The following is a 21,162-nucleotide window of genomic DNA, read 5'->3' as shown; positions in this document are numbered from 1 at the left end:
CCCACCCCGAATTTCAGCATCCAACACCGCCGAATCGACACTTTCAGCATCCTCATCCGCGGCACCTCCCTAGACTGGAGCGTGTCTCGGATCAGGACTCGACCATGCTCAAGAATCGTTTGAAAGACCCCAGCCTTTTGGTAGAACTCGCCTATGTCGACGGGAAGTGGATCGGTGCCGACAGCACGGCGACCCTTGACGTCATCGACCCGGCCAGTGGTCAGCTGATTGGCCGCGTACCGGCAATGCAAGGCGCAGAAACCCGTCGCGCCATTGAAGCGGCTGAAAGAGCCTTGCCGGCCTGGCGCGCACGCCCCGCAGCGGAACGTGCGGCGCTTCTCGAGCGCTGGTATCAAGCCATGATCGACAACCTGGACGACCTGGCACTGATCATGACCTGCGAACAAGGCAAGCCGCTGAATGAAGCCAAGGGCGAAATTCGCTACGGTGCCGGCTTCGTCAAATGGTTCGCCGAGGAGGCCCGACGGGTCTATGGCGAAACCATGCCAGCCCCTGGCGGTGATCGTCGACTCATGACCCTCAAGCAACCGGTGGGGGTTTGCGCTGCGATCACTCCATGGAATTTCCCCAACGCGATGATCACCCGTAAATGTGCGCCGGCGCTGGCGGCCGGGTGCCCGATCATCGTCAAGCCCTCGGACCTGACGCCGTTGTCAGCCTTGGCCCTGGCGGTACTGGCCGAACGGGTCGGCATCCCGGCCGGGGTATTCAACGTGCTGACCGGCATGCCCGCCGGCATCGGCGAGGAGCTGACTGGCAACCCGAGCGTGCGCAAGATTTCCTTTACCGGCTCGACCGCCATCGGCCGCTTGCTGATGCGCCAGAGCGCCGAACATATCAAACGCTTGAGCCTGGAACTGGGTGGCAATGCACCGTTTATTGTGTTCGACGATGCCGATCTTGAGCAGGCGGTGGCCGGCATCATGCTCAGCAAATTTCGCAACGCTGGCCAGACTTGCGTGTGCGCCAACCGCATTCTGGTGCAGGACGGCATCTATGATCGCTTCGCCCGGCGGCTGGTGGAGGAGGTTGGCAAGCTCAAGGTCGGCAACGGCCTGGATGCCGACGTCACCATCGGCCCGCTGATCAACGCCGCGGCTGTCAGCAAAGTCGCCCGGCACATCGACGATGCCTTGAGCCAGGGGGCGCGGTTGCTCTGTGGCGCGATGCCCGAGGGCGACAGCCAGTTCGTGCAGCCTACGGTCCTCGGTGACACCCACGCCGGCATGCTGCTGGCCAATGAAGAGACCTTCGGTCCGGTGGCGCCGTTGATGCGCTTTACCGACGAAGCCGAGGCTCTCGCGCTGGCCAATGCCACGCCTTACGGCCTGGGCGCCTACTATTTCACCCAGGACTTGCGTCGTTCGTGGCGATTCGGCGAGGCGCTGGAGTTCGGCATGGTCGGGCTCAACACCGGGATCATTTCCATGGAAGTCGCGCCGTTCGGTGGCATCAAGCAATCGGGCCTGGGCCGTGAAGGCAGCAAGTACGGTCTGGATGAATACCTTGAAGTCAAAGCCTTCCACATCGGCGGGCTGTAATGCACAGACACGGGGGGGCAAATTGATGAGCAAGACATTCAAAATCGCCGCGATTGCCGGCGATGGCATTGGCAAGGAAGTGCTGCCCGAAGGCTTGCGAGTGCTTGAGCAGGCCGCGAAGAAATGGCAGTTGGATTTGAGCATCGAAGTGCTTGACTGGGCGCACTGCGATTACTACCTGGAACACGGGCAAATGATGCCTGGAGACTGGTTCGAACAGCTCAAGGGTTTCGATGCGATCTACTTCGGTGCCGTGGGCTGGCCGGAAAAGGTGCCGGATCACATTTCCCTGTGGGGCTCGTTGCTGAAGTTTCGTCGCGACTTTGATCAGTACGTGAACATCCGCCCGGTGCGGCTGTTTCCCGGGGTGCCGTGCCCATTGGCCGGGCGCAAGCCGGGTGATATCGATTTCGTGGTGATCCGCGAAAACACCGAGGGCGAATATTCTTCAGTCGGCGGCAAAATGTTCGAAGGTACCGAGCATGAGTTCGTGCTGCAGGAATCGGTGTTCACCCGTCGTGGTGTGGATCGGATTCTCAAGTATGCCTTCGAACTGGCGCAAACCCGGCCACGCAAACGTCTGACGGCGGCGACCAAATCCAACGGCATTTCCATCAGCATGCCGTACTGGGACGAACGCACGGCATTGATGGCCGAACAGTACCCGGACATCACCTGGGACAAACAGCACATCGACATTCTGTGCGCGCGTTTCGTGTTGCAGCCGGAGCGCTTTGATGTGGTGGTGGCGTCTAACCTGTTCGGCGATATCCTGTCCGACCTGGGCCCGGCGTGCGCCGGGACCATTGGCATTGCGCCTTCGGCCAACCTTGATCCGGAGCGACGGTTTCCGTCGTTGTTTGAGCCCGTGCATGGTTCGGCGCCGGATATCTATGGGCAGAACATTGCCAATCCGATTGCGATGATCTGGTCCGGAGCGTTGATGCTGGATTTCCTGGGAAACGGCGATGAGCGCTATCGCGCGGCGCATGACGGTATCTTGCAGGCGATTGAACAGGTGATTGCCGACGGGCCGATCACACCGGATTTGGGCGGGAAGGGCACTACGCAAGACGTCGGTAAAGCTATCGCGGACACACTCTAAAACCACCAACGAACCATGGTGGGAGTGAGCTTGCTCGCGATTGCGGGTGGACAGTCAGCATTGAACCTGAATGTTCTACCGCTATCGCGAGCAAGCTCCACTCCTGCAGTTGATTGAGGGGTGATCAGTAACCTTGGGTGCGATCAATCTGGCCCACCATGGATTCGCCCCGCTCAAACCGCCGAATATTTTCCAGCAACACCCCAAACGCGCTTTCCGGCTGGGTCATCGCCGCGATATGCGGTGTCAGCAGAATCTGCGGATGCCGCCAAAATGGATGGTCCGCTGGAGCCGGTTCTTGCTGCAGTACATCCAGTACCGCGCCACTGAGTTGACCACTGTCCAGTGCCTCCAGCAGATCGCTTTCCACCAGGTGTCCGCCACGGCCCATATTGATCAGGGCTGCGCCGTGGGGGAGCTGTCGAAACAGTTCACGATTGAGAATGCCCTGGGTCTGTTCAGTCAGCGGCAGCACACAAAGCAGAATGTCGCATTGACCAAGGAACGCCGGCAGTTGCTCGTGACCGGCATAACAATCCACGCCAACTACATGATGCGCACTGCGCGCCCAGCCCTTCAGCGCAAACCCCAGTGGTTGCAAGGTCGCCAGGATCTGTTGTGCCTGGGTGCCCAACCCCATCACGCCTACCCGTCGCTTGCTGGCCGGTTGCAGCAAGTGCGCCTGCCAACAGCGGGCCATCTGTTGCTGGCGATAACGCAGCATGTCCCGATGCAGGCTAAGCACGGCAAAACTGGCGTACTCGCACATGCCACGGGTGATCCCTGGATCCAGCAGTCTCACCACTGGCAGGCTGTGCGGTAAACGCTTCAGGTCGAGCTGATCTACCCCGGCGGACAACGCAAACAGCACCTTCAGATTGGGCAGTAACACCTCTAGGTCATCCGGTGCCTGCCATGCGGCCAGGTATTCAATCCCGGACGGATCGCCAATGTCCGGCCAGGCGCGCCATTCGATATCCGGAGCGTGTTCGGCGAATAGCGCTTTCCACTGTTCGCCGCGTACAGGGTCAGCTTTATATAGCAGGGCCATGGGCAATTCCTGAAGGGGTCAAGGTGTAGCCATCATCGCGCAATGCCAGCGCAGTATCTGTCGAAAGGGCCGGGTTAAACGGGTTGCTTCACGTTGTATCGGCAAGGCTGCGGCAGATTCGGCGGGCTGAAGGATTCTGCCGTTTGGCAGGGTGAAAACAGTCGATCCGAATTTCTCAGGGGCCAAGTTCGGCGTAGTTCGTTTCGCGCAAGCCTTAACCTGAACACCATCGCAACCACCTCCCGGTTGCCGGACTCACGATGGGAAAATGCCATGAATAGCAAAGTCGACGAAACCCCTCATTTGCTCCGTCAGCGCGATCAATTCGTGCCGCGTGGCCTGGTAACCGCACACCCGCTGGTGATTGATCGCGCCCAAGGTGCCGAGTTGTGGGATGTGGACGGCAAGCGCTACCTGGATTTTGTCGGCGGCATCGGTGTGCTGAACATTGGCCACAACCACCCGAAAGTGGTCGCGGCGGTGCAGGCGCAACTGCAAAAGGTCTCCCACGCGTGCTTCCAGGTGGTTGCCTATCAGCCTTATCTGGATCTGGCACAGCGCCTGTGCGAAATGATCGGCGCTAAAGAAGCCTATAAAGCGGCATTCTTCACTTCCGGTGCCGAGGCCGTGGAAAACGCGGTGAAGATCGCCCGGGCCCACACCAATCGGTCGGCGGTGATTGCCTTCCGCGGTGGCTTCCACGGCCGGACCTTGCTCGGCACCACGCTGACCGGCATGAGCCAGCCTTATAAACAGAACTTCGGCCCGTTCGCACCAGAGGTGTTCCATACGCCGTATCCGAATGCCTATCGTGGTGTCACCAGCGAGATGGCGCTCAAGGCACTGGATGAATTGCTTGCAACGCAAGTGGCGCCGGAGCGGGTCGCTGCGATCATCATCGAACCGGTGCAGGGCGACGGCGGGTTCCTTTCGGCTCCTGTCGAGTTCCTCCAAGGCCTGCGCACGCTGACGGAGAAACACGGCATCGTGCTGATCCTCGACGAAATCCAGACCGGTTTCGGCCGTACCGGCAAATGGTTCGGCTTCCAGCATGCCGGCATCCAGCCAGACCTGGTGACCGTCGCCAAGAGTCTGGCCGGTGGCTTGCCGCTGTCCGGCGTGGTTGGGAAGGCCGCGATCATGGACGCACCATTGCCGGGTGGCCTGGGCGGCACCTACGGCGGCAACGCATTGTCCTGCGCGGCGGCACTGGCGGTCATCGATGCCTTTGAGGAAGAACAGCTGCTGGTGCGCGGCGAAGCGCTGGGTGAGCGTCTGCGCCAGGGACTGCTGCGCTTGCAGAGCCGTCACCCGCAAGTTGGCGATGTGCGCGGTACCGGTTTCATGCTGGCGATCGAACTGATCAAGAACGACACGGCCCGTACTCCGGACGCCGACCTCAATCAACGGTTGATCGATGAAGCCCGCAAGGGTGGCTTGCTGGTGATCAAGTGCGGCGTTTACCGCAACGTATTGCGCTTCCTCGCGCCATTGGTGGCTACCCAGGCACAGGTCGATGAAGCACTGCAGATTCTGGAAGCCGCCTTGGCACGGGTCTTGAACTAAGCTCCTGCCGGCTCCGGGCGCCGCTGCAAGGCATCGCCCGTGAGCGTTTATGGAGCATGGATTGATGGAATGCATCATTGGAGGCTTTGCACACGATGGGGCTGACTGAATATCGAGCACTGCTCATCGATTGCGATGAAGTCCTGGTCGATCGCGACTCGGGTGTCTGGGCGGCATTGCAACCCTTGCTCGACAGCCGGGGTGGACACCCGGACAAGGAACAGGTGCTGGCCGAATACAGCGAGGTGGTGCGTGCACTGTATCCGCGCTTCGGTGAGCTGGGTTTTAGTGGTCTGCTGTGTTTCGCCCATCGCCGGTTGGCTGAATGCTGGGGGCTCAAAGCCAGCTGGGAGGAGGGCATGAGCTTTGCCCGTTCGGTTGCCAATTGGTCGCTGTTCGAGGATGCGCCGGGGGCGATGCTGTACCTGCGCAAGTTCTATCGCCTGCTGGTGCAGGGCGATCGGGATGTTGAAGATCGATCGCTGCTCTGTGAGCGGCTGGGGATCATGCCCGACGATTTCATTTCACTGGCCAGTGATCCATTGCAGGATCAGGATTGGTTAAAGGCCAACGGGCTTGAAGTCGGAGATATCCTGCAAGTGACGCGGCCTTCTGCCGGTCGGCGGTTGGCCGCCAATGTATGCCTGATCTGTCGTGCCCGTGAAAAAAAGCCATCCCCATGCGCGGCGGATTACTGCATCAACAGCATGGCGGATCTGGTGGCTCAGCATCAGCTGTCTTTACGGCGCTGATTTTGCTAGAAGATTGTCCTACAAACGGCAGTCACGAGGTACGCAATGGAAGGTTTAGTGAAACTGGACCGGATCGACATCAGCATTTTGGTTGAACTGCAAAAAGACGGCCGCATGACCAACGTCAGCCTGGCCGATGCTGTGGGATTGTCGGCCAGTCCCTGCCTGCAACGGGTCAAGCGACTGGAGTCGGCGGGGTATATTTCCAGCTACAAGGCGCACCTGAACCTGGCGAAGATCACTGACTCGGTCACGGTCTTCACCGAGATCACCTTGAGCGACCACAAGCGCGAAGATTTCGCCAAGTTCGAGTCCAATATCCGCCAGGTGGATGAAGTGCTTGAATGCCATTTGATCAGCGGTGGCTACGATTACCTGGTGCGCTTCATGACCCGCAGCATCCAGCACTATCAGGAAGTCATCGAAAGCCTGCTGGACAAGAACATCGGCATCTCCAAGTATTTCAGTTACATCGTCATCAAATCACCCGTGCTCAAGGACGGCGTGCCACTGCGCAAATTGCTGCGTCACTGACAGACTCAATAACCTGTGGGAGCGAGCTTGTTCGCGATGAGGGCATCACATTCAACATCCCCGTTGACTGTTGCGCCGCCATCGCGGGCGAGTTCGCTCCCACATTCGTTTTGACTTGCAGTAACGCACTGGGTTTGGACACCGAGCCTACAGGCCCACTCAATGCGCCTCATCCTGGCGCAAGCCGCATAAACGGCTGTTTCAAGCCGCAAAAACAGTCACCGTTGGCCCCGCATGCGCCGATTTCGGAACAAACCGCAAAGTCTCTGCGCTGTAATGCGTACAGCTAGAGGGGCGCGGTTTGTGACGATGCTGATTTCGGGAGGATGAAGCGACTGCAACGAATCGCTGAATAACACCAATCGGAGCCAAAAAAATGCGAATGAGCAACGCAAAAGCACTATTGGGTTACAGCGTCTTCATGCTGGCAAGCAGCAGCGAGGCACACCAGATCTGGTACGAACAGCCGCCCGGGCAACCGCTGGTGTTGTACTACGGCGAATATGACAAGAACATGCTGGAAGTTACACCGGGCGGGATGGACCGGTTCCAGCAACTCAAGGGGTGGTCGATCAGCAACAACTCGAAATCATTGAATCTGATTTTGCAACGCCAGGCTTTTGCGGTGAACCATCAGGCCAAGGGCGATGACTCACTTCTGGCCCAAGATCCGCATTATCCGATCTTCGACCTGCACGAAGCCGACAAGACCTTGAAAACCCACTGGACGCCAGCGACCCGTTGGGTTGGCGATTTGCGTGCGCGAACTCCGGAGTTGACCCTGGACATCGTGCCCACCGGCATCGTTGACGGGAACAAGGCCTGGTTCCAAGTGTACTATTCGAAAAAACCGCTGATGGATCAGGACGTTATGCTGGAAACCGGTTCCGGCGAAGTCTTCACCCAGCGCACCGATGCGACCGGAAAAGTCAGCTTCGATTTACCCTGGCAGGGCACGTACGTGGTGGCCGTCGAATACAAAGACCGCACGCCCGGTGAACGGGTCAGCCCCGATGGCAAGACCGAGCCGTATGACCTGAAAAGCTTCAGCTCCACGCTGTCGTTCTACCGGACGCAGGGTAAGCCATCGTTGCCACGGGCTCCATCGCGGTTGCCAGCCTCAGAAGTCGCCCGGTTGAAAAAACAGGCCTGATCCATTGCCCCTACAGGAGTTACCAAAATGTCCCGATCTTCAGGATTGGCCGGGCAGGTGGGAAGTGTTTCCGCTGCGCTGGCCTCCACTCAGGTAAAAGCCAGTACGCGAATGCTGGCGATCGATGCCCTTCGCGGTTTCGTCATGCTGTTGATGCTGATTGACCATGTGCGCGAAACCTTCCTGCTGCACCGTCAGGTCACCGATCCGATTGACGCGTTAAGCGTGACGCCGGACCTGTACTTCACCCGGATGCTCAGTGAGATCTGCGCGCCGGTATTCATCTTCCTCACTGGGTTGTCGGCCTGGTTGTACAGCCAGAAGCACACGGCCAATGAAACCTCGTTGTTCCTGCTCAAACGCGGGTTCTTCCTGGTATTTCTGGAGATCACCTTCGTTTGCTTTGCCTGGAACGCCGAGTTTCCGCCCAAGACCCTATGGTTGCAGGTGATCTGGTGTATTGGCATCTGCATGATCGTGCTCGCCGGGATGCTGCACTTCAAGCGTGGATGGCTGATTGTGATCGGTATGGCCATCGTGGCTGGGCATAACCTGTTCGATAACATCATCGTCGGGCCGGAGTCGCCCTTCTATGTGCCGTGGTCGATCCTCCATCAAAAGGTATTCATCGACATCACCGAGTTCACCCGGGCTCGCACTACGTACCCGGTATTGCCGTGGATCGGGGTGATTCTGCTGGGTTGGGCCATCGGTCCGTGGTTTGGCAAGGACATGGCACCGGCCGAGCGAATTTCCCGCCTTGTTAAACTCGGCGCAGGCCTGCTGGTGGCCTTCGTGTTCATTCGCTACCTGAATTTCTACGGCGAGAAGCCCTGGGTACAGACCGGTGATTCGTTACGGACCTTCATGAGCTTCATGAGCGCGAAGAAGTACCCGCCGTCACTGATGTTCCTGATGCCGACCCTCGGGTTGGGGCTGCTCCTGTTGGCGTTGTTCGAGAAGCTGCAGGACCGCTGGTCCACTGCGACGTTGGCGGTCTATGGCGGTGCACCAATGTTCTTCTATTTGCTGCATCTGTACGTGCTCAAGGCCATGTACCTGGTGGCCGTCGCAATGTGGGGCACCAATCAGGGCGCGTATTACGGATTCGAAAACCTCCCCACGGTCTGGCTGTGGAGCGTGATTCTGGGAGTGTTGCTGTTCTTCCCGACGCGCTGGTTCGCCAGCCTGAAACAGCGCCGTCGCGATATCGCAATCCTCAAATACCTCTGACATGCCCAACGGTGTCCCCGGTTTGCGGGACACCTCGGCTATCCCGCATTTTTTGGAGTTGCGCTGTGAAGATCTTTTCGACGCACACCCTGCTATTGGCATTGGGCGGGCAATCCCTGCTCGCCCTGGCTTCAGAGCAAGACAACGCTAAAGGCATTGTCGAGGACAGCCAATGGAGTTTGCTCAACCGTACCGTCTACGACCGACGCGACTACGAACACGGCTCGCTGAGCAACGGTGCACGCAATGCCTACAAACCCCGCGCCCAGCGTAGCGATCTCGCCGAGGAATGGGCATACGGCCTGATGGCCGAACTCACCTCGGGCTACACCCGCGGTACCGTAGGCCTTGGCTTCGACGCCCACGCCTATTCCGGTTGGGAACTGGACAGTGGCGGCGGGCGGGCCGGCAAGGCGCGGCTGCTCGGCATTGACAATGATGGTTATCCCAAGGGGCAGTACAGTCGCGGTGGCGCCCTGGCCAAAGTGCGGTTCTCCTCAACCGAATTACGCTACGGCGAGCAACGGGTGAAAACCCCGGTGTTCGGCTCATCCGACAGCCGCCTGCTGCCCGAAACCGCCACAGGCTGGTTGCTGACCAGCCGGGAATTTCCCGCTACTTCCCTGTACGGTGGACATTTCAACGAAAGCACTGACCGCAATGCCACCAGCCATGACCAGGGGTTTGTGGTCAATTACTCCAACGGCAAACAGGGCGACAGTTTCGACTTGGTCGGCGTGCGTAACTCGGCGATCAAGGGGCTAAATGCCAGTCTGTTCAGTGCTGTCTACGCCGACACCTGGCGTCAGCATTACTTGGGCGCGGTCTACACTCAGCCTTTGGCCGACGACGGCCAGGACCTGACATTCGACCTCAATCTGTACCGCACGCAGGACACCGGTAAAGCCTTGTCCGGTCGAATCGACAATACTTCCTGGAGTTTTCTGACCACTTATAAGGCCGACTCCCACAGCCTCGGCCTGGGCTATCAGAAAATTGACGGAGACACGCCCTATGACTACGTCACCCGTGGCGCGATCTACCTGAGCAATGCGGTGGCATTGTCCGACTTCAACGCGCCCGAGGAAGCCTCCTGGCAAGCCCGTTACGACCTGAATATGACTGGCTATGGTGTTCCCGGCCTGACCTTCGGTGCACTGTATGTGCGTGGAAGCGGCATCAACGGCAGTCACATGGACCCCAATGGCGGTTACACATGGCTTGGGTACGGACAAGGCGGCAAACACTGGGAACGCGATATACAGGCCAAATATGTGGTGCAGTCGGGCGTAGCCAAAAACCTCGCGTTTAGCTTGCGCCATGCCGTACATCGTGGGAACGCGGCTCAAGCCGAACTGGATGCCGATCAGATCCGTCTGGCGGTCGAATACCCGCTGGGACGCAAATTCTGATTCGCTAGCCGTCTTGCAGGTCGTTCGGTAGGTTTGTGTCATGCCCTTGATCGCATGGCCTGCCTGCCCATTCCGGCCTTCTTGTGCAGATGCATCCACGCCGCTCCCACTTCACACAGGGCATACGGCCTTGCTGTTGCCGATCGCCTTTTCGCGGGGGCCGTCGGGACGCTCACTGGCTGGCGTGAGGTGAGCTACTGGTCTACGCATCTATGTCGAATTCAGCCTGATGGGAGACCGAAATGAGATTGCAAGGTGATATCAATCACTTGCGGCAATCAAGGAAGGCTTCAAATGCTTGAGGCAACTCATTAAACAGGCTACCTGCTGAAAGGCGCTTGTCCGACTGCAGAGCCTTCAGCGAGGCAGGTGAGGGCGGGTCAGGTGGTTAGCGAGGCTTACAGTCGTCAGGTCATCGGTCCATCATTACCATTAGCCCTTGAGGGACCTCGCGGGCTAATGGGCAAAACACTTACAACAAAAGCTCACCAAGGTGAGCACGAACCGAAAATCACAGGTAAGGCTTAGCCGCCAATCTGGTGGCTTACAGCATTCTCTTGTTGGTTAAGGGTCCTTTGCTCCTGCTTGGTGATATGTCCGCCATTTTGGCTAGCCATGCTCCGTTCTTCCTGACGAATCTGATGGTCTTCCTTATGCAGATTGGCTGCCTGCCCCTTGGTTATTTCACCCTCTTTGACTTCGTTGCTGATTCGCTTGTTCTGGTTGGCCAGTCGACCATTGACTTCGGCTCTACGGGGGTGATCTTTTTGCCATTGGCCTTGAGCAGCCATTACATTGCTGGCAGCCGCGCCAACCAATGCGGACAACAAAATAGCAGCAAGCTTTTTAGACATATTTGATTCCAGGAGAGGGCTTTAAGGCTGGCCGGTTGTCCTGCCCAGCGCCAGCCATGTAGATACTGCGTCATCCCTGGTCTCGTAGACACGATTCAGTCCCGGCAGTTCATTTTTAAAGCGTTCATGGGGATGCTCGTGGCTGTACCCAGTCACGCGCTTTCCTCCGTGACCGGATGGAGCATGGTGGCTTTTGGCCGGGGTACCCAACAGCTTATTTAGATGAGCGAGTGTCGTCACAGATGAACAGTCGAGAGGGGAGCCAATCAGAGTTTGGCATCGCGAATCCTCTGCGGACCAGATGATTTCCTTATGTCCCTGTTGGTAGTTTTGGGTCATGTCTTCATTCGCATGGCCAGCGATTTTCTGCCCATCCTTTTCGAGTTTTTTATAGGTGAAGTGACAGCGCTCCCACTCCGCTTGGCAGTTCGCTGGATTGCTGATCAACTTGAATCCATCCCGGGTAGAATTGGTCGCCACCTTGATGCACCGGCGAGAGTGCGTTAGCCATTGGTTGCTTCTCGTAGTGGCGTTTCAATAGTGATAAATTTCGCTTCGTTACCAAATGGTTACGGCGACCCCTGCACTCCTTATGTTCTGTTTGGCATGTGCTCACCAACACAACGTTTTGTGGGAACTCTAACAAATGCCAAAGAAACATCCTCAAGACACCGCCTCAGTGACGGCTGCTGATATCGAGCGTTCTATCCAGGCCCTGAATAAAATGGCTGAACGTCTGTGGGGAGATGGTCGAGAGGCCGAGGCGAAAGCCCTCCTCAATGCCTTGGATTCGTTAAACCGGGCGCTGGACCGAATCAGGATTGGTGAAAGTCGCAAGACTCTTCATTGAAGAGCGCAGGAAGGATTGTGTGGAGCGAGGATAAACAACTCGCGCGCAGACAGTCTGGTCATTCTTGGCCTTCCAACAGTCGGAAATTGACGCCCCTCGTCCATACCTCGTTGACGACACAAACCTCTGAGCGTTGAATTTTCTTGCAGGAAAATGCAGGGAGGGTTTGGTATGGCAAAAATAAAAATCCTGGCAGGAGATTTTCTTGATGGGCATGCAGTGTATGAGCCCGGGTTCATCACAATAGAGACAGTTGTGTACCCTTGGCCTGGACTAAAGATATCTACCCAGGAGATCCGTGACGTTACATTAGTCAGCGAAAGCTCAAATTCAGATGTATCAAGCTCCGTCAGCCTGGGCTTGGCCGGTGCGATGGTACTCGGTCCGATGGGTGCGGTTGCAGGCTTTATGTTGGCGGGCGAAGAGGACGAGGTAACATTTTCTGTGGCACTCAGAGATGGCAGGTCAATGCTGTGTGTGACTGATGGATGCACCTATCGGGACATCGAGTCTACCGTGGGCAAGCAAGAATATTTCAAGCGGCACAAATCTCATCCGCTGTGACAGCCAAAATCTCCGCTCATCCAAGGCCCGGCCCCAGCGCCGGGCTTTTTCGTATCTGCCCTTCGCTGATAATTCGACTGCATAATTCGGGGCGAATAGACACATGGTGTGCTCCAATCTCCCTCATGTTCTTCATGACCTCTGCCACCCACTCGATCACATAAAACCTCTATCAAGACCAGCATCCCGGCTGGGTCTTGACCCTTCCTGTCTTTATCACCTCATAAGAAAAACCGATACCCGCTTAAGGATTTCCCAGAGGCGGGGCAGGCACTTGCGGCTTTACAGTCACGCCCAACGTTCAGCCTTCAGGCTCGCAGCCATTACCAGGTCTGTCGGAACTTCTATAAAAACAAAAAGGTGAAAACATGAGTCATGAAACGGTCGACATCAAAGCGTGGATCGATAGCCGTCCGGTTACCAGGTATCAGTGGCTCATCATGGGCCTGTGTTTCTTCATTGTTCTATTCGACGGCCTTGATGTGGCGGTCATGGGCTTTATCGCACCTTCACTGATTCAGGCGTGGGGGCTCTCCAAAGCCGCTTTCGGCCCCGTGATGAGTGCGGGTATGGTCGGGCTCGCCATCGGCGCCCTGACGGCTGGTCCTTACGCTGACCGCCTGGGGCGCAAGAAAGTGCTGCTGTTGGCCGTGTCCGGATTCAGCGTGCTGAGCCTGGCGTGTGCGTTTGCCCGCAACCCTTACGAACTGGCTACCTTGCGGCTGTTGACCGGTGTGGCCCTGGGCGCCGCGATGCCCAACACCACGACGTTGCTTGCCGAATACCTGCCAGAACGCAATCGTTCGCTGTTCATTACCATCATGTTCACCGGTTTCAACATGGGCTCGGGGCTGGGCGGATTGTTGGCCGCCTGGTTGATTCCTCTGCACGGTTGGCAATCGGTGTTGCTGGTCGGCGGCATCCTGCCACTGGTATTGCTGCCTTTGCTCTGGTTGTTGCTGCCAGAATCCGCACGTTTCCTGGCGGCCCGCAATGCACCTGCCGCCCAGATCGCCAAAGTGCTGAACAAGCTGGGTGGCAAATTCTCGGCCACCACAAATTTCACCCTCGCCGAACCCCAGGCCCAGCATAAGGCGCCGGTGCGCATGCTATTCAGCGAGCGTTATCGCAACGGCACGCTTGCACTCTGGTTGACCTATTTCATGGGCCTGCTGGTGATCTACCTGACCATGGGCTGGATGCCGACGCTGTTGCGTGATGGCGGCCTGTCCATCGAGCGTGCAGCCACCATCACAGGCCTGTTCCAGATCGGCGGTACGGTAGGGGCGATCGTGGTGGGTTGGATCATGGACCGACGTAATCCCAATGGCGTCATTGCGACTTCCTATGCGCTGGGCGGCGTCTTTATCTTGCTGCTGGGGGCGTTCAGCCTCGAGTCGAGTCTGCTGGCGGTTGGTGTCATTGCCGCAGGGTTCTGCATGAGCGGTGCGCAAACTGGCCTAAATGCTTTTGCGCCTGGCTATTACCCGACTGATTTCCGTGCCACGGGCGTGAGCTGGATGCTCGGTATCGGACGTTTCGGCGCTATCTTTGGTTCTCTCATCGGTGGTGCGGTGCTCAGCCTCGGCTTGGGCCTGCCATTGCTGTTCGCCCTGTTGAGCGTGCCTGCCTTCATCGCCGCGTTGGCGATCCTGGCCAACGGTCATGCACGGAGCCGGGTCAACCGGACCCTGCTGGCGCAATAATCTTTTTCGGACAAAGGAACTCATCATGGCACGCATCATCGGTGGCCTCGCGGTATCCCACACACCCACCATCGGCTTCGCCGTCGATCACGATAAACAGAATGAGGCCGCCTGGGCGCCGATCTTCGACGGCTTCGAACCGATCAAGGTCTGGTTGAAGGAGCAACAACCGGATGTGTTGTTCTACATCTTCAACGACCACGTGACGTCGTTTTTCTTCGATCACTACGGTGCATTCTCTCTGGGGGTCGATGAGCGTTACGAGGTGGCGGACGAGGGCGGTAATCCGCGCTTGCTGCCCGCGGTTGGCGGACATGCGGCGCTGTCGCGGCACATTGGCCAAAGTCTGATGGCCGATGAGTTCGACATGAGTTTCTTCCGTGACAAGCCACTGGATCATGGCTTCTTTTCACCGATGTCTGCACTGTTGCCGTGCGAACCTGACTGGCCGGTAGAAATCGTGCCGCTGCAGGTTGGCGTTTTGCAGTTCCCGATCCCCAGTGCCCTGCGCTGCTACAAGCTAGGCCAGGCCTTGCGCCGTGCGATTGAAAGCTATCCCGAAGATTTAAAGGTGGCCATCGTCGCCACCGGAGGCGTGTCCCATCAGGTACATGGCGAGCGCTGTGGTTTCAACAACCCGCAGTGGGATGAGCAATTCATTGATCTGCTGGTTAACGACCCGGTGCGCCTGACGGAGATGACCCACGCCGAATACGCCACCCTTGGCGGAATGGAAGGTTCTGAAGTCATCAGCTGGCTGATCATGCGCGGTGCACTGTCGGCCACGGTGAAGAACCTGCATCAGGACTACTACCTGCCGTCCATGACCGGTATCGCTACCCTGTTGCTGGAAAATCAGGACCGTGCGGTACCCGCCGACGTTAACGCGCGCCACTTGCAGCACATGCAGCATCAGTTGGCTGGTATCGAAAAACTGCAAGGCACCTATCCGTTCACCCTGGAGCGCAGCGCCAAGGGCTATCGCCTGAACAAGTTCCTGCACCGGATGATCGAGCCGCAATGGCGCCAACGATTTCTTGATGCACCGGAGGCGCTGTACGAGGAAGTTGGCTTGAGCGAAGAGGAATGCGATCTGCTGCGACGTCGTGACTGGCGCGGTCTGATCCAGTACGGGGCGATTTTCTTCGTGCTGGAAAAACTTGCTGCTGTGCTCGGCATTCCAAATCTGCAGGTCTACGCGGCCATGCGTGGGCAGAGCCTGGACGAATTCATGAAAACCCGAAACCAGCAGGTGCTGTACTCGGTGGCGGGTAAAGCGCCTCGCTGATGATCAAGGCCTGGCGTTCCTTCATTTAGCGGCGACTCCCCGCAGTCGCCTTCAGCCATTTCTCATTGACCTCACTGTGCCCGGCACTGACGGGCGCAGGGCATTTCTTTACCCAAAAATCGGAAAACAATAACAATGAAAAACACCGTAAGTCATCGAATCGTCAGCACGTTGGCTGTCATGTGCGTACTCCCTCAGTTCGCATCGGCGGCCGGTTTCGACGAGGATGCCAGCGTCAACCTGAACCTGCGTAATTTCTACATCAACCGCAACTTTACCAATCCGGCTTACCCGCAAGGCAAGGCCGAAGAGTGGACGCAGAGCTTTATCCTCGATGCTCGTTCCGGTTTCACCCAGGGCACGGTGGGATTTGGCGTGGATGTGTTGGGACTCTATTCGGTCAAGCTTGATGGCGGGCAGGGCACTGGTGGTACGCAGCTATTGCCACTCGATAGCGATGGGCGTCCTGCCGATGATTTTGGCCGCCTGGCGGTCGCCGGGAAAATGAAAGTGGGCAAAACCGAACTGAAGATCGGTGAGTGGATGCCGGTATTGCCGATCCTGCGTTCCGACGATGGCCGTTCGCTGCCGCAAACCTTCCGTGGCGGCCAGATCACCTCGCAGGATATCGATGGCCTGACCCTGTACGGCGGTCAGTTCCGGCAGAACAGCCCACGCAACGATTCAAGCATGGACGACATGTTCATGCAGGGGAAAACCGCGTTCACGTCCGATCGCTTCAACTTCGTCGGCGGTGAATACAGCTTCAACGACAAGCGCACCATGATCGGCCTGTGGAATGCCGAGCTCAAGGACATCTATCAGCAACAGTATCTGCAACTGGTACACAGTCAGCCGCTCGGCGCCTGGACGCTGGGGGCAAACCTGGGTTACTTCTGGGGGCGGGAGGACGGCAGTGCCCGCGCCGGCGACCTGGATAACCGCACCGCCTCGGCGCTGCTCTCGGCCAAGTATGGCGGCAATACCTTCTACGTCGGCCTGCAAAAGCTCACTGGCGACAACGCATGGATGCGGGTCAACGGCACCAGCGGCGGTACCCTGGCCAACGACAGCTACAACAACAGTTATGACAACGCCCGGGAGAAATCCTGGCAACTGCGCCACGACTACAATTTCGTTGCCCTCGGCATCCCGGGCCTGACCTTGATGAACCGCTACATCAGCGGGGACAACGTGCACACCGGCAGCATTACCGATGGCAAGGAGTGGGGGCGTGAGTCGGAGTTGGCGTATACGGTGCAGAGCGGCACTTTCAAGAGCCTCAACCTGCGCCTGCGCAACTCCAGCATCCGTCGGGACTACAGCAGCAATGAGTTTGATGAGAACAGGCTGATCGTCAGCTATCCGCTTGGCTTGTTCTAGATATCGACGTTTCGGCTGCCTGCTCGCGGATGACCCGGCGAATCATGTCCATCAGGGCTTGAGCCACCGGGGAGTGCAGGCAGCCGTTGCGATAAGTCAGACCGATGGCACGGGTGGTCTGTTTCAGCTCCAGTGGCAGAATGCACAGCTCACCGGAGGCGATCTCCTGTTCCAATTGGTGGGCAGACACTGCGGCGAGCATGTCCGAGCGTAACAACAGGCCGCGAATGATCGCCATGTCGGCGCTTTCCACCACCGGCCGGGGCGGTGCAATACCGAACCGGGTGAAACACTCGTCGAGCATCTGCCGGGCGGGTGATCCGGCGCGAGGCAGTACCCAGCGGGCAGTGCTTAGCTCATCGTGCAGCGCATGTTTCGAATAGAGCGGGTGATCGCGCCGCGCCACAACCACCATATCTTCCTTGAGCAACGCCTCGCCGGCCAGATCACTGGCGTAGGCCTCCGGGCGCAGGGCGCCAAAAATGAAATCGACATCGCCGGCGCGAAGTTCAGTCGCCAGCAGATCAAACGGGCTTTCATTGGTGATGACCTGGATCGCCGGGTGTTCGGCCATCATGCGCACAATGGCCTCGGGCAATATGCGGGTGCGACCCAAGGGCAGGGCACCGACATGCACCACGCCCTGCAATGCCCCGCGCAAGGCCGTTATGTCTGTTTCGATGTGACGCAACTCGTTCAGTGCCCGACGGATCGGAAAGAGGATTTCATGGCTGACACGTGTCGGCTGCAATCCGCGAGGCGTGCGCTCGAACAGCGGCCGACCACAGCCACTTTCCAATACCTTCAGAGTCGAGCTGACGGCGGGTTGGCTCAGGCCGAACAGACTGGCCACAGTCTGCATGTGGTGCGTCTCGCACAGTTTGACGAACACTTGCAGGCGTCTTACCTGGAACAAATAAAGCGGTTCGACAGCTTGCTTGTCCGCTCCACCCAATAGACCCGGCACAGTCTCCAGCTCAGCCAATGTGCGACGTGCCCGAGGCAACAGGCGTGCACCAAAATCTGTCAGTCGCATGCCGTTGGCGTGCCGCTCGAACAACGGTACGCCCAGTCGGGTTTCCAGTTCTGAAATAGAACGGGTGACCACAGACTGTGCCCGGAACAGGGCTACAGAAGCCTTCGAAACGCTGCCGTGATCAGCTACCCGGACGAAGGCGCGCACGTGCATCAGGCTGGGCAGTTCACTGGATTCCATAGGGTTCTGGCTCGGCAACGCTCTGTTTGAACCGGACTATGCCGCCGCCTTGAAGGTTCGGCAATAAAAAAAACGCATACCTCCAACACTGCAACGCATTACTCCGTCGGTAGTGGCCGATGCGATGCTCTTTCGAAACGCACAAGGAGCATTCGCAATGATCGAGTCACCAAAAAACGCGCTGGTCGTCAGCGCACACTCTGCCGATTTCGTCTGGCGTGCCGGTGGTGCCATCGCGCTACATGCACAACAGGGTTACAACGTGCACATCGTCTGCCTGTCCTTCGGCGAACGCGGTGAGTCCGCCAAGCTGTGGCGCAAGGGCGAGATGAGCGAAGACAAAGTCAAAAGCGCTCGCCGCGAAGAGGCCCAAGCCGCCGCCGATATCCTGGGTGCCAGTGTCGAGTTTTTCGATATCGGCGACTACCCGATGCGTGCCGACAAGGAAACCCTGTTTCGCCTGGCCGATGTGTTCCGCCGGGTTCAGCCCGAATTCGTGTTGAGCCACTCGCTGAAAGATCCCTATAACTACGATCACCCGTTGGCCATGAACCTGACGCAAGAGGCACGCATCATCGCCCAGGCCGAAGGCTACAAACCGGGCGAGAAAATCGTCGGCGCACCACCGGTCTACAGCTTCGAACCTCACCAGCCCGAGCAATGCGAATGGCGCCCTGACGTGTTGCTGGACATCACCTCGGTCTGGGACAAAAAGTACGCCGCCATCCAGTGCATGGCCGGTCAGGAACACCTCTGGGAGTACTACACGCGCGTTGCCCTGCAGCGTGGTGTGCAAGCCAAGCGCAACGTCGGGATCACCTCCAGCCGCGACATCATTTATGGCGAGGGCTACCAGAGCATCTTCCCGCGCGTGACGGAGAATCTGGCATGAGCGAGTTGATCGGAAAAACCGGTGTTGTCGTGCGCAACATCGCCAGGGCCGAGCAGGTGTTGGTCGATGAATTGCGGCGCTTCGGTGTCGCGACCGTCCACGAGTCTCAGGGGCGAAAAGGCCTGCTGACGTCATCGATCGCCCCCATACAACGAGGCACAGTGATCAGTGGCTCGGCGGTCACGGTGCTGGTGGCACCGGGCGACAACTGGATGTTCCATGTGGCGGTGGAGCAGTGCCGCCCCGGCGATATCCTGGTGGTCGCCCCCAGTTCGCCATGCACCGACGGCTACTTCGGCGACCTGCTCGCCACTTCGCTCAAGGCTCACGGCGTGCGCGCCCTGGTGATCGATGCCGGCGTGCGTGATACCCACACGCTGCGCGAGATGGGGTTCCCGGTTTGGTCTCGCGCCATCAGTGCTCAGGGCACGATCAAGGAGACCCTTGGTTCGGTCAACCTGCCACTGGTATGCGGCGGTCAGTTGGTTAACCCGGGTGACGTGGTGGTAGCCGATGACGATGGTGTGGTTATCGTGCGTCGCGGCGAAGTGCTCCAGGTTGTCGAAGCTAGTCGAGCGCGTGCCGATCTGGAAGAGCAAAAGGCCTTGCGCCTGGCGAAGGGCGAATTGGGGCTGGACATCTACAACATGCGTGCACGCCTCGCTGAAAAAGGCTTGCGCTACGTCGACAGTCTTGACGATCTCGGAGATTGAGCATGAGCCAGACACGCATTCCTTGCCTGTTGATGCGCGGTGGGACGTCGAAAGGGGCTTATTTCCTTGCTCAGGACTTGCCAGAGGAGTCGGCATTGCGAGACCGCGTCTTGCTCGCTGTCATGGGCTCGCCAGATGCGCGTCAAATCGATGGCATCGGTGGCGGCGACTCGCTGACCAGTAAGGTAGCAATCATCAAGCCGTCCACGCGTGCCGAAGCTGATGTTGATTACCTCTTCGCCCAGGTGTTGGTGGAGGAGCCGCGAGTCGATTACGGCCAGAACTGCGGCAACATCCTCGCCGGTGTCGGCCCGTTCGCCATCGAACGTGGACTGCTGGACGTGACGGGGGATGTGACCCCGGTACGTATCTTCATGGAGAACACTGGGCAGATTGCGATTGCGCATGTGCCTACCCCCAATGGTGCAGTTTGCTATACCGGTGATGCGCGAATCGACGGAGTTCCCGGCGGTGGTGCGTCATTGATCGTGGAGTTCGAGGATGTCGCCGGCTCCAGTTGCGGTGCTTTGTTGCCGACTGGCAACGCAGTGGATCTGTTCGACGGCGTTGAAGTCACTTGCGTGGACAATGGCATGCCAGTGGTGCTGATCCGAGCCGAAGACCTCGCTCTGAGCGGCTATGAGAGTCCGGCACAACTGGATGCCAATACTGAGTTGAAAGGCCGCCTTGAATCGATCCGCCTGCAGGCCGGCCCACGCATGAACCTCGGCGATGTGAGACAGCGCAACGTGCCAAAAATGTGCCTGATTGCACCGGCACAAGCCGGTGGGGCGCTCAGCACCCGTACATTCATCCCTCATCGTTGCCATACCAGCATCGGGGTATTCGGTGCGGTCAGTGTTGCCGCTGCCTGCTTGATCGAGGGCAGTGTGGCTATGCGTCTGGCCATTGTGAAAGACGGGGACGTAAAGCAGGTTTCGGTTGAACACTCGATGGGCGAGTTCACCGTGGAACTGCGCCTGCACAATGGTCAGTTGGTCAGTTGCGGGCTGATGCGAACGGCAAGGTTGTTGTTGGATGGAGCCGTATGTGTTCCGACGAATCTGTGGAATGACCGGGATGCATCTCAGCGATAACACTTAAAAACACGCGCGGTGCAACGGTATGTCCCTGCCCTGATGCCCGGGGCGATCTCCTCTTGATGTCTATCGAAAGGCTACATCGCCAAATAACGAACAAAAAAATGGCCCGCATGCGGGCGGACCAAATGGGAATCTTCTAAGGAGCAGGGATAATCTGCGCCTTGAAGTGTGAGTGAATGGTGAAAAGGATGTCGCAGATACGGAAAAGCCCGATATTGGGCTGGA

Annotated in this window: 19 protein-coding genes and 1 pseudogene; 16 read left to right on the top strand and 4 right to left on the bottom strand. The window is 58.2% G+C overall.

Annotated features, from left to right (window positions below; genetic code table 11):
- The first annotated feature begins 104 nt into the window (after positions 1-104).
- Positions 105-1,562, top strand: coding sequence for an NAD-dependent succinate-semialdehyde dehydrogenase (locus F7R06_RS13140; protein WP_090319069.1), 1,458 nt, complete (start codon positions 105-107; stop codon positions 1,560-1,562).
- Between the two features lie 25 nt (positions 1,563-1,587).
- The gene (locus F7R06_RS13135; RefSeq protein WP_090319073.1) at positions 1,588-2,667 is read left to right on the top strand and encodes a tartrate dehydrogenase; all 1,080 of its coding nucleotides are present in this window, start codon (positions 1,588-1,590) and stop codon (positions 2,665-2,667) included.
- Positions 2,668-2,791: 124 nt separating this feature from the next.
- Here the strand turns inward: F7R06_RS13135 and F7R06_RS13130 are convergent, their stop codons facing one another.
- On the bottom strand, positions 2,792-3,718 hold the full coding sequence (locus F7R06_RS13130) for a 2-hydroxyacid dehydrogenase (RefSeq protein WP_090319076.1): 927 nt from the start codon (positions 3,716-3,718) through the stop codon (positions 2,792-2,794).
- A gap of 273 nt (positions 3,719-3,991) precedes the next feature.
- Between F7R06_RS13130 and gabT the strand changes: the two genes are divergently transcribed.
- The 6 genes from gabT (at position 3,992) to F7R06_RS13095 (ending at position 10,368) form a co-directional block, all read left to right on the top strand.
- A complete protein-coding gene (gabT, locus tag F7R06_RS13125; RefSeq protein ID WP_090319078.1) occupies positions 3,992-5,284 on the top strand; it encodes a 4-aminobutyrate--2-oxoglutarate transaminase in 1,293 nt (430 codons plus the stop codon).
- 95 nt (positions 5,285-5,379) lie between these two features.
- Positions 5,380-6,036, top strand: coding sequence for a 2-haloalkanoic acid dehalogenase (locus F7R06_RS13120; RefSeq protein WP_090319081.1), 657 nt, complete (start codon positions 5,380-5,382; stop codon positions 6,034-6,036).
- Positions 6,037-6,081: 45 nt separating this feature from the next.
- A complete protein-coding gene (locus tag F7R06_RS13115) occupies positions 6,082-6,570 on the top strand; it encodes an Lrp/AsnC family transcriptional regulator (protein ID WP_090182530.1) in 489 nt (162 codons plus the stop codon).
- A 382-nt stretch (positions 6,571-6,952) separates the two neighbouring features.
- Positions 6,953-7,723 carry a DUF4198 domain-containing protein gene (locus F7R06_RS13105; RefSeq protein ID WP_245706677.1) on the top strand — a complete coding sequence of 257 codons (771 nt, stop codon included), beginning with the start codon at positions 6,953-6,955 and terminating at the stop codon, positions 7,721-7,723.
- A gap of 27 nt (positions 7,724-7,750) precedes the next feature.
- On the top strand, positions 7,751-8,956 hold the full coding sequence (locus tag F7R06_RS13100; protein ID WP_090319087.1) for an acetyltransferase domain-containing protein: 1,206 nt from the start codon (positions 7,751-7,753) through the stop codon (positions 8,954-8,956).
- Positions 8,957-9,021: 65 nt separating this feature from the next.
- Entirely contained in the window at positions 9,022-10,368 is a 1,347-nt protein-coding gene (locus F7R06_RS13095; protein ID WP_090319090.1) for an OprD family porin, read from the top strand.
- 524 nt (positions 10,369-10,892) lie between these two features.
- On the opposite strand, the gene F7R06_RS13090 is transcribed toward F7R06_RS13095, so the two are convergent.
- Both F7R06_RS13090 and F7R06_RS31450 read right to left on the bottom strand, forming a co-directional pair.
- Positions 10,893-11,222, bottom strand: a complete 330-nt coding sequence (locus F7R06_RS13090) for a hypothetical protein (protein ID WP_090319094.1) — start codon at positions 11,220-11,222, stop codon at positions 10,893-10,895.
- Between the two features lie 294 nt (positions 11,223-11,516).
- A pseudogene (locus tag F7R06_RS31450) lies at positions 11,517-11,637 on the bottom strand (integrase); the annotation flags it as partial.
- Positions 11,638-11,868: 231 nt separating this feature from the next.
- On the opposite strand from F7R06_RS31450, the gene F7R06_RS13080 reads away from it, so the two are divergent.
- The 5 genes from F7R06_RS13080 to F7R06_RS13060 all read left to right on the top strand — a co-directional run bounded on the left by F7R06_RS13080 (position 11,869) and on the right by F7R06_RS13060 (position 17,013).
- A complete protein-coding gene (locus F7R06_RS13080) occupies positions 11,869-12,072 on the top strand; it encodes a hypothetical protein (protein WP_090319097.1) in 204 nt (67 codons plus the stop codon).
- 171 nt (positions 12,073-12,243) lie between these two features.
- Positions 12,244-12,636: a hypothetical protein gene (locus F7R06_RS13075; protein WP_090319100.1), complete on the top strand. Its 393-nt coding sequence runs from the start codon at positions 12,244-12,246 to the stop codon at positions 12,634-12,636.
- 368 nt (positions 12,637-13,004) lie between these two features.
- Positions 13,005-14,342 (top strand): MFS transporter, encoded by a 1,338-nt coding sequence (locus tag F7R06_RS13070; RefSeq protein WP_090319103.1) that lies wholly within the window; start codon positions 13,005-13,007, stop codon positions 14,340-14,342.
- A gap of 25 nt (positions 14,343-14,367) precedes the next feature.
- The gene (locus tag F7R06_RS13065; protein ID WP_090319106.1) at positions 14,368-15,630 is read left to right on the top strand and encodes a gallate dioxygenase; all 1,263 of its coding nucleotides are present in this window, start codon (positions 14,368-14,370) and stop codon (positions 15,628-15,630) included.
- Between the two features lie 135 nt (positions 15,631-15,765).
- Positions 15,766-17,013: an OprD family porin gene (locus tag F7R06_RS13060; RefSeq protein ID WP_090319109.1), complete on the top strand. Its 1,248-nt coding sequence runs from the start codon at positions 15,766-15,768 to the stop codon at positions 17,011-17,013.
- Here F7R06_RS13060 and F7R06_RS13055 read toward each other — a convergent pair.
- A complete protein-coding gene (locus F7R06_RS13055) occupies positions 16,988-18,229 on the bottom strand; it encodes a LysR family transcriptional regulator (RefSeq protein WP_090319112.1) in 1,242 nt (413 codons plus the stop codon). The genes F7R06_RS13060 and F7R06_RS13055 overlap by 26 nt on opposite strands.
- Before the next feature lie 157 nt (positions 18,230-18,386).
- Between F7R06_RS13055 and galB the strand changes: the two genes are divergently transcribed.
- Genes galB through F7R06_RS13040 form a run of 3 tightly spaced genes read left to right on the top strand, consistent with a single transcriptional unit; the run spans position 18,387 to position 20,931 of the window.
- Positions 18,387-19,121, top strand: a complete 735-nt coding sequence (gene galB / locus F7R06_RS13050) for a 4-oxalmesaconate hydratase (RefSeq protein ID WP_090319116.1) — start codon at positions 18,387-18,389, stop codon at positions 19,119-19,121.
- Positions 19,118-19,834, top strand: coding sequence for a 4-carboxy-4-hydroxy-2-oxoadipate aldolase/oxaloacetate decarboxylase (locus F7R06_RS13045; protein WP_090319118.1), 717 nt, complete (start codon positions 19,118-19,120; stop codon positions 19,832-19,834). The genes galB and F7R06_RS13045 overlap by 4 nt, the downstream gene beginning before the upstream one ends.
- A 2-nt stretch (positions 19,835-19,836) precedes the next feature.
- Positions 19,837-20,931, top strand: coding sequence for a 4-oxalomesaconate tautomerase (locus F7R06_RS13040; RefSeq protein ID WP_090319121.1), 1,095 nt, complete (start codon positions 19,837-19,839; stop codon positions 20,929-20,931).
- The last annotated feature ends 231 nt before the right edge of the window (positions 20,932-21,162 follow it).

It is taken from the genome of Pseudomonas moorei (assembly GCF_008801475.1).
Taxonomy (GTDB): domain Bacteria; phylum Pseudomonadota; class Gammaproteobacteria; order Pseudomonadales; family Pseudomonadaceae; genus Aquipseudomonas; species Aquipseudomonas moorei.
This window is presented reverse-complemented; position numbering and strand designations above follow the sequence as displayed.

Excerpts from the sequence above, each read along its gene's own strand:
- F7R06_RS13090 (WP_090319094.1), bottom strand. The coding sequence starts at position 11,222 with ATGTCTAAAAAGCTTGCTGCTATTTTGTTGTCCGCATTGGTTGGCGCG.
- gabT (WP_090319078.1), top strand. The coding sequence starts at position 3,992 with ATGAATAGCAAAGTCGACGAAACCCCTCATTTGCTCCGTCAGCGCGAT.
- F7R06_RS13075 (WP_090319100.1), top strand. The coding sequence starts at position 12,244 with ATGGCAAAAATAAAAATCCTGGCAGGAGATTTTCTTGATGGGCATGCA.
- F7R06_RS13120 (WP_090319081.1), top strand. The coding sequence starts at position 5,380 with ATGGGGCTGACTGAATATCGAGCACTGCTCATCGATTGCGATGAAGTC.
- galB (WP_090319116.1), top strand. The coding sequence starts at position 18,387 with ATGATCGAGTCACCAAAAAACGCGCTGGTCGTCAGCGCACACTCTGCC.
- F7R06_RS13055 (WP_090319112.1), bottom strand. The coding sequence starts at position 18,229 with ATGGAATCCAGTGAACTGCCCAGCCTGATGCACGTGCGCGCCTTCGTC.
- F7R06_RS13140 (WP_090319069.1), top strand. The coding sequence starts at position 105 with ATGCTCAAGAATCGTTTGAAAGACCCCAGCCTTTTGGTAGAACTCGCC.
- F7R06_RS13100 (WP_090319087.1), top strand. The coding sequence starts at position 7,751 with ATGTCCCGATCTTCAGGATTGGCCGGGCAGGTGGGAAGTGTTTCCGCT.
- F7R06_RS13115 (WP_090182530.1), top strand. The coding sequence starts at position 6,082 with ATGGAAGGTTTAGTGAAACTGGACCGGATCGACATCAGCATTTTGGTT.
- F7R06_RS13060 (WP_090319109.1), top strand. The coding sequence starts at position 15,766 with ATGAAAAACACCGTAAGTCATCGAATCGTCAGCACGTTGGCTGTCATG.
- F7R06_RS13080 (WP_090319097.1), top strand. The coding sequence starts at position 11,869 with ATGCCAAAGAAACATCCTCAAGACACCGCCTCAGTGACGGCTGCTGAT.
- F7R06_RS13105 (WP_245706677.1), top strand. The coding sequence starts at position 6,953 with ATGAGCAACGCAAAAGCACTATTGGGTTACAGCGTCTTCATGCTGGCA.
- F7R06_RS13065 (WP_090319106.1), top strand. The coding sequence starts at position 14,368 with ATGGCACGCATCATCGGTGGCCTCGCGGTATCCCACACACCCACCATC.
- F7R06_RS13040 (WP_090319121.1), top strand. The coding sequence starts at position 19,837 with ATGAGCCAGACACGCATTCCTTGCCTGTTGATGCGCGGTGGGACGTCG.
- F7R06_RS13045 (WP_090319118.1), top strand. The coding sequence starts at position 19,118 with ATGAGCGAGTTGATCGGAAAAACCGGTGTTGTCGTGCGCAACATCGCC.
- F7R06_RS13135 (WP_090319073.1), top strand. The coding sequence starts at position 1,588 with ATGAGCAAGACATTCAAAATCGCCGCGATTGCCGGCGATGGCATTGGC.
- F7R06_RS13070 (WP_090319103.1), top strand. The coding sequence starts at position 13,005 with ATGAGTCATGAAACGGTCGACATCAAAGCGTGGATCGATAGCCGTCCG.
- F7R06_RS13130 (WP_090319076.1), bottom strand. The coding sequence starts at position 3,718 with ATGGCCCTGCTATATAAAGCTGACCCTGTACGCGGCGAACAGTGGAAA.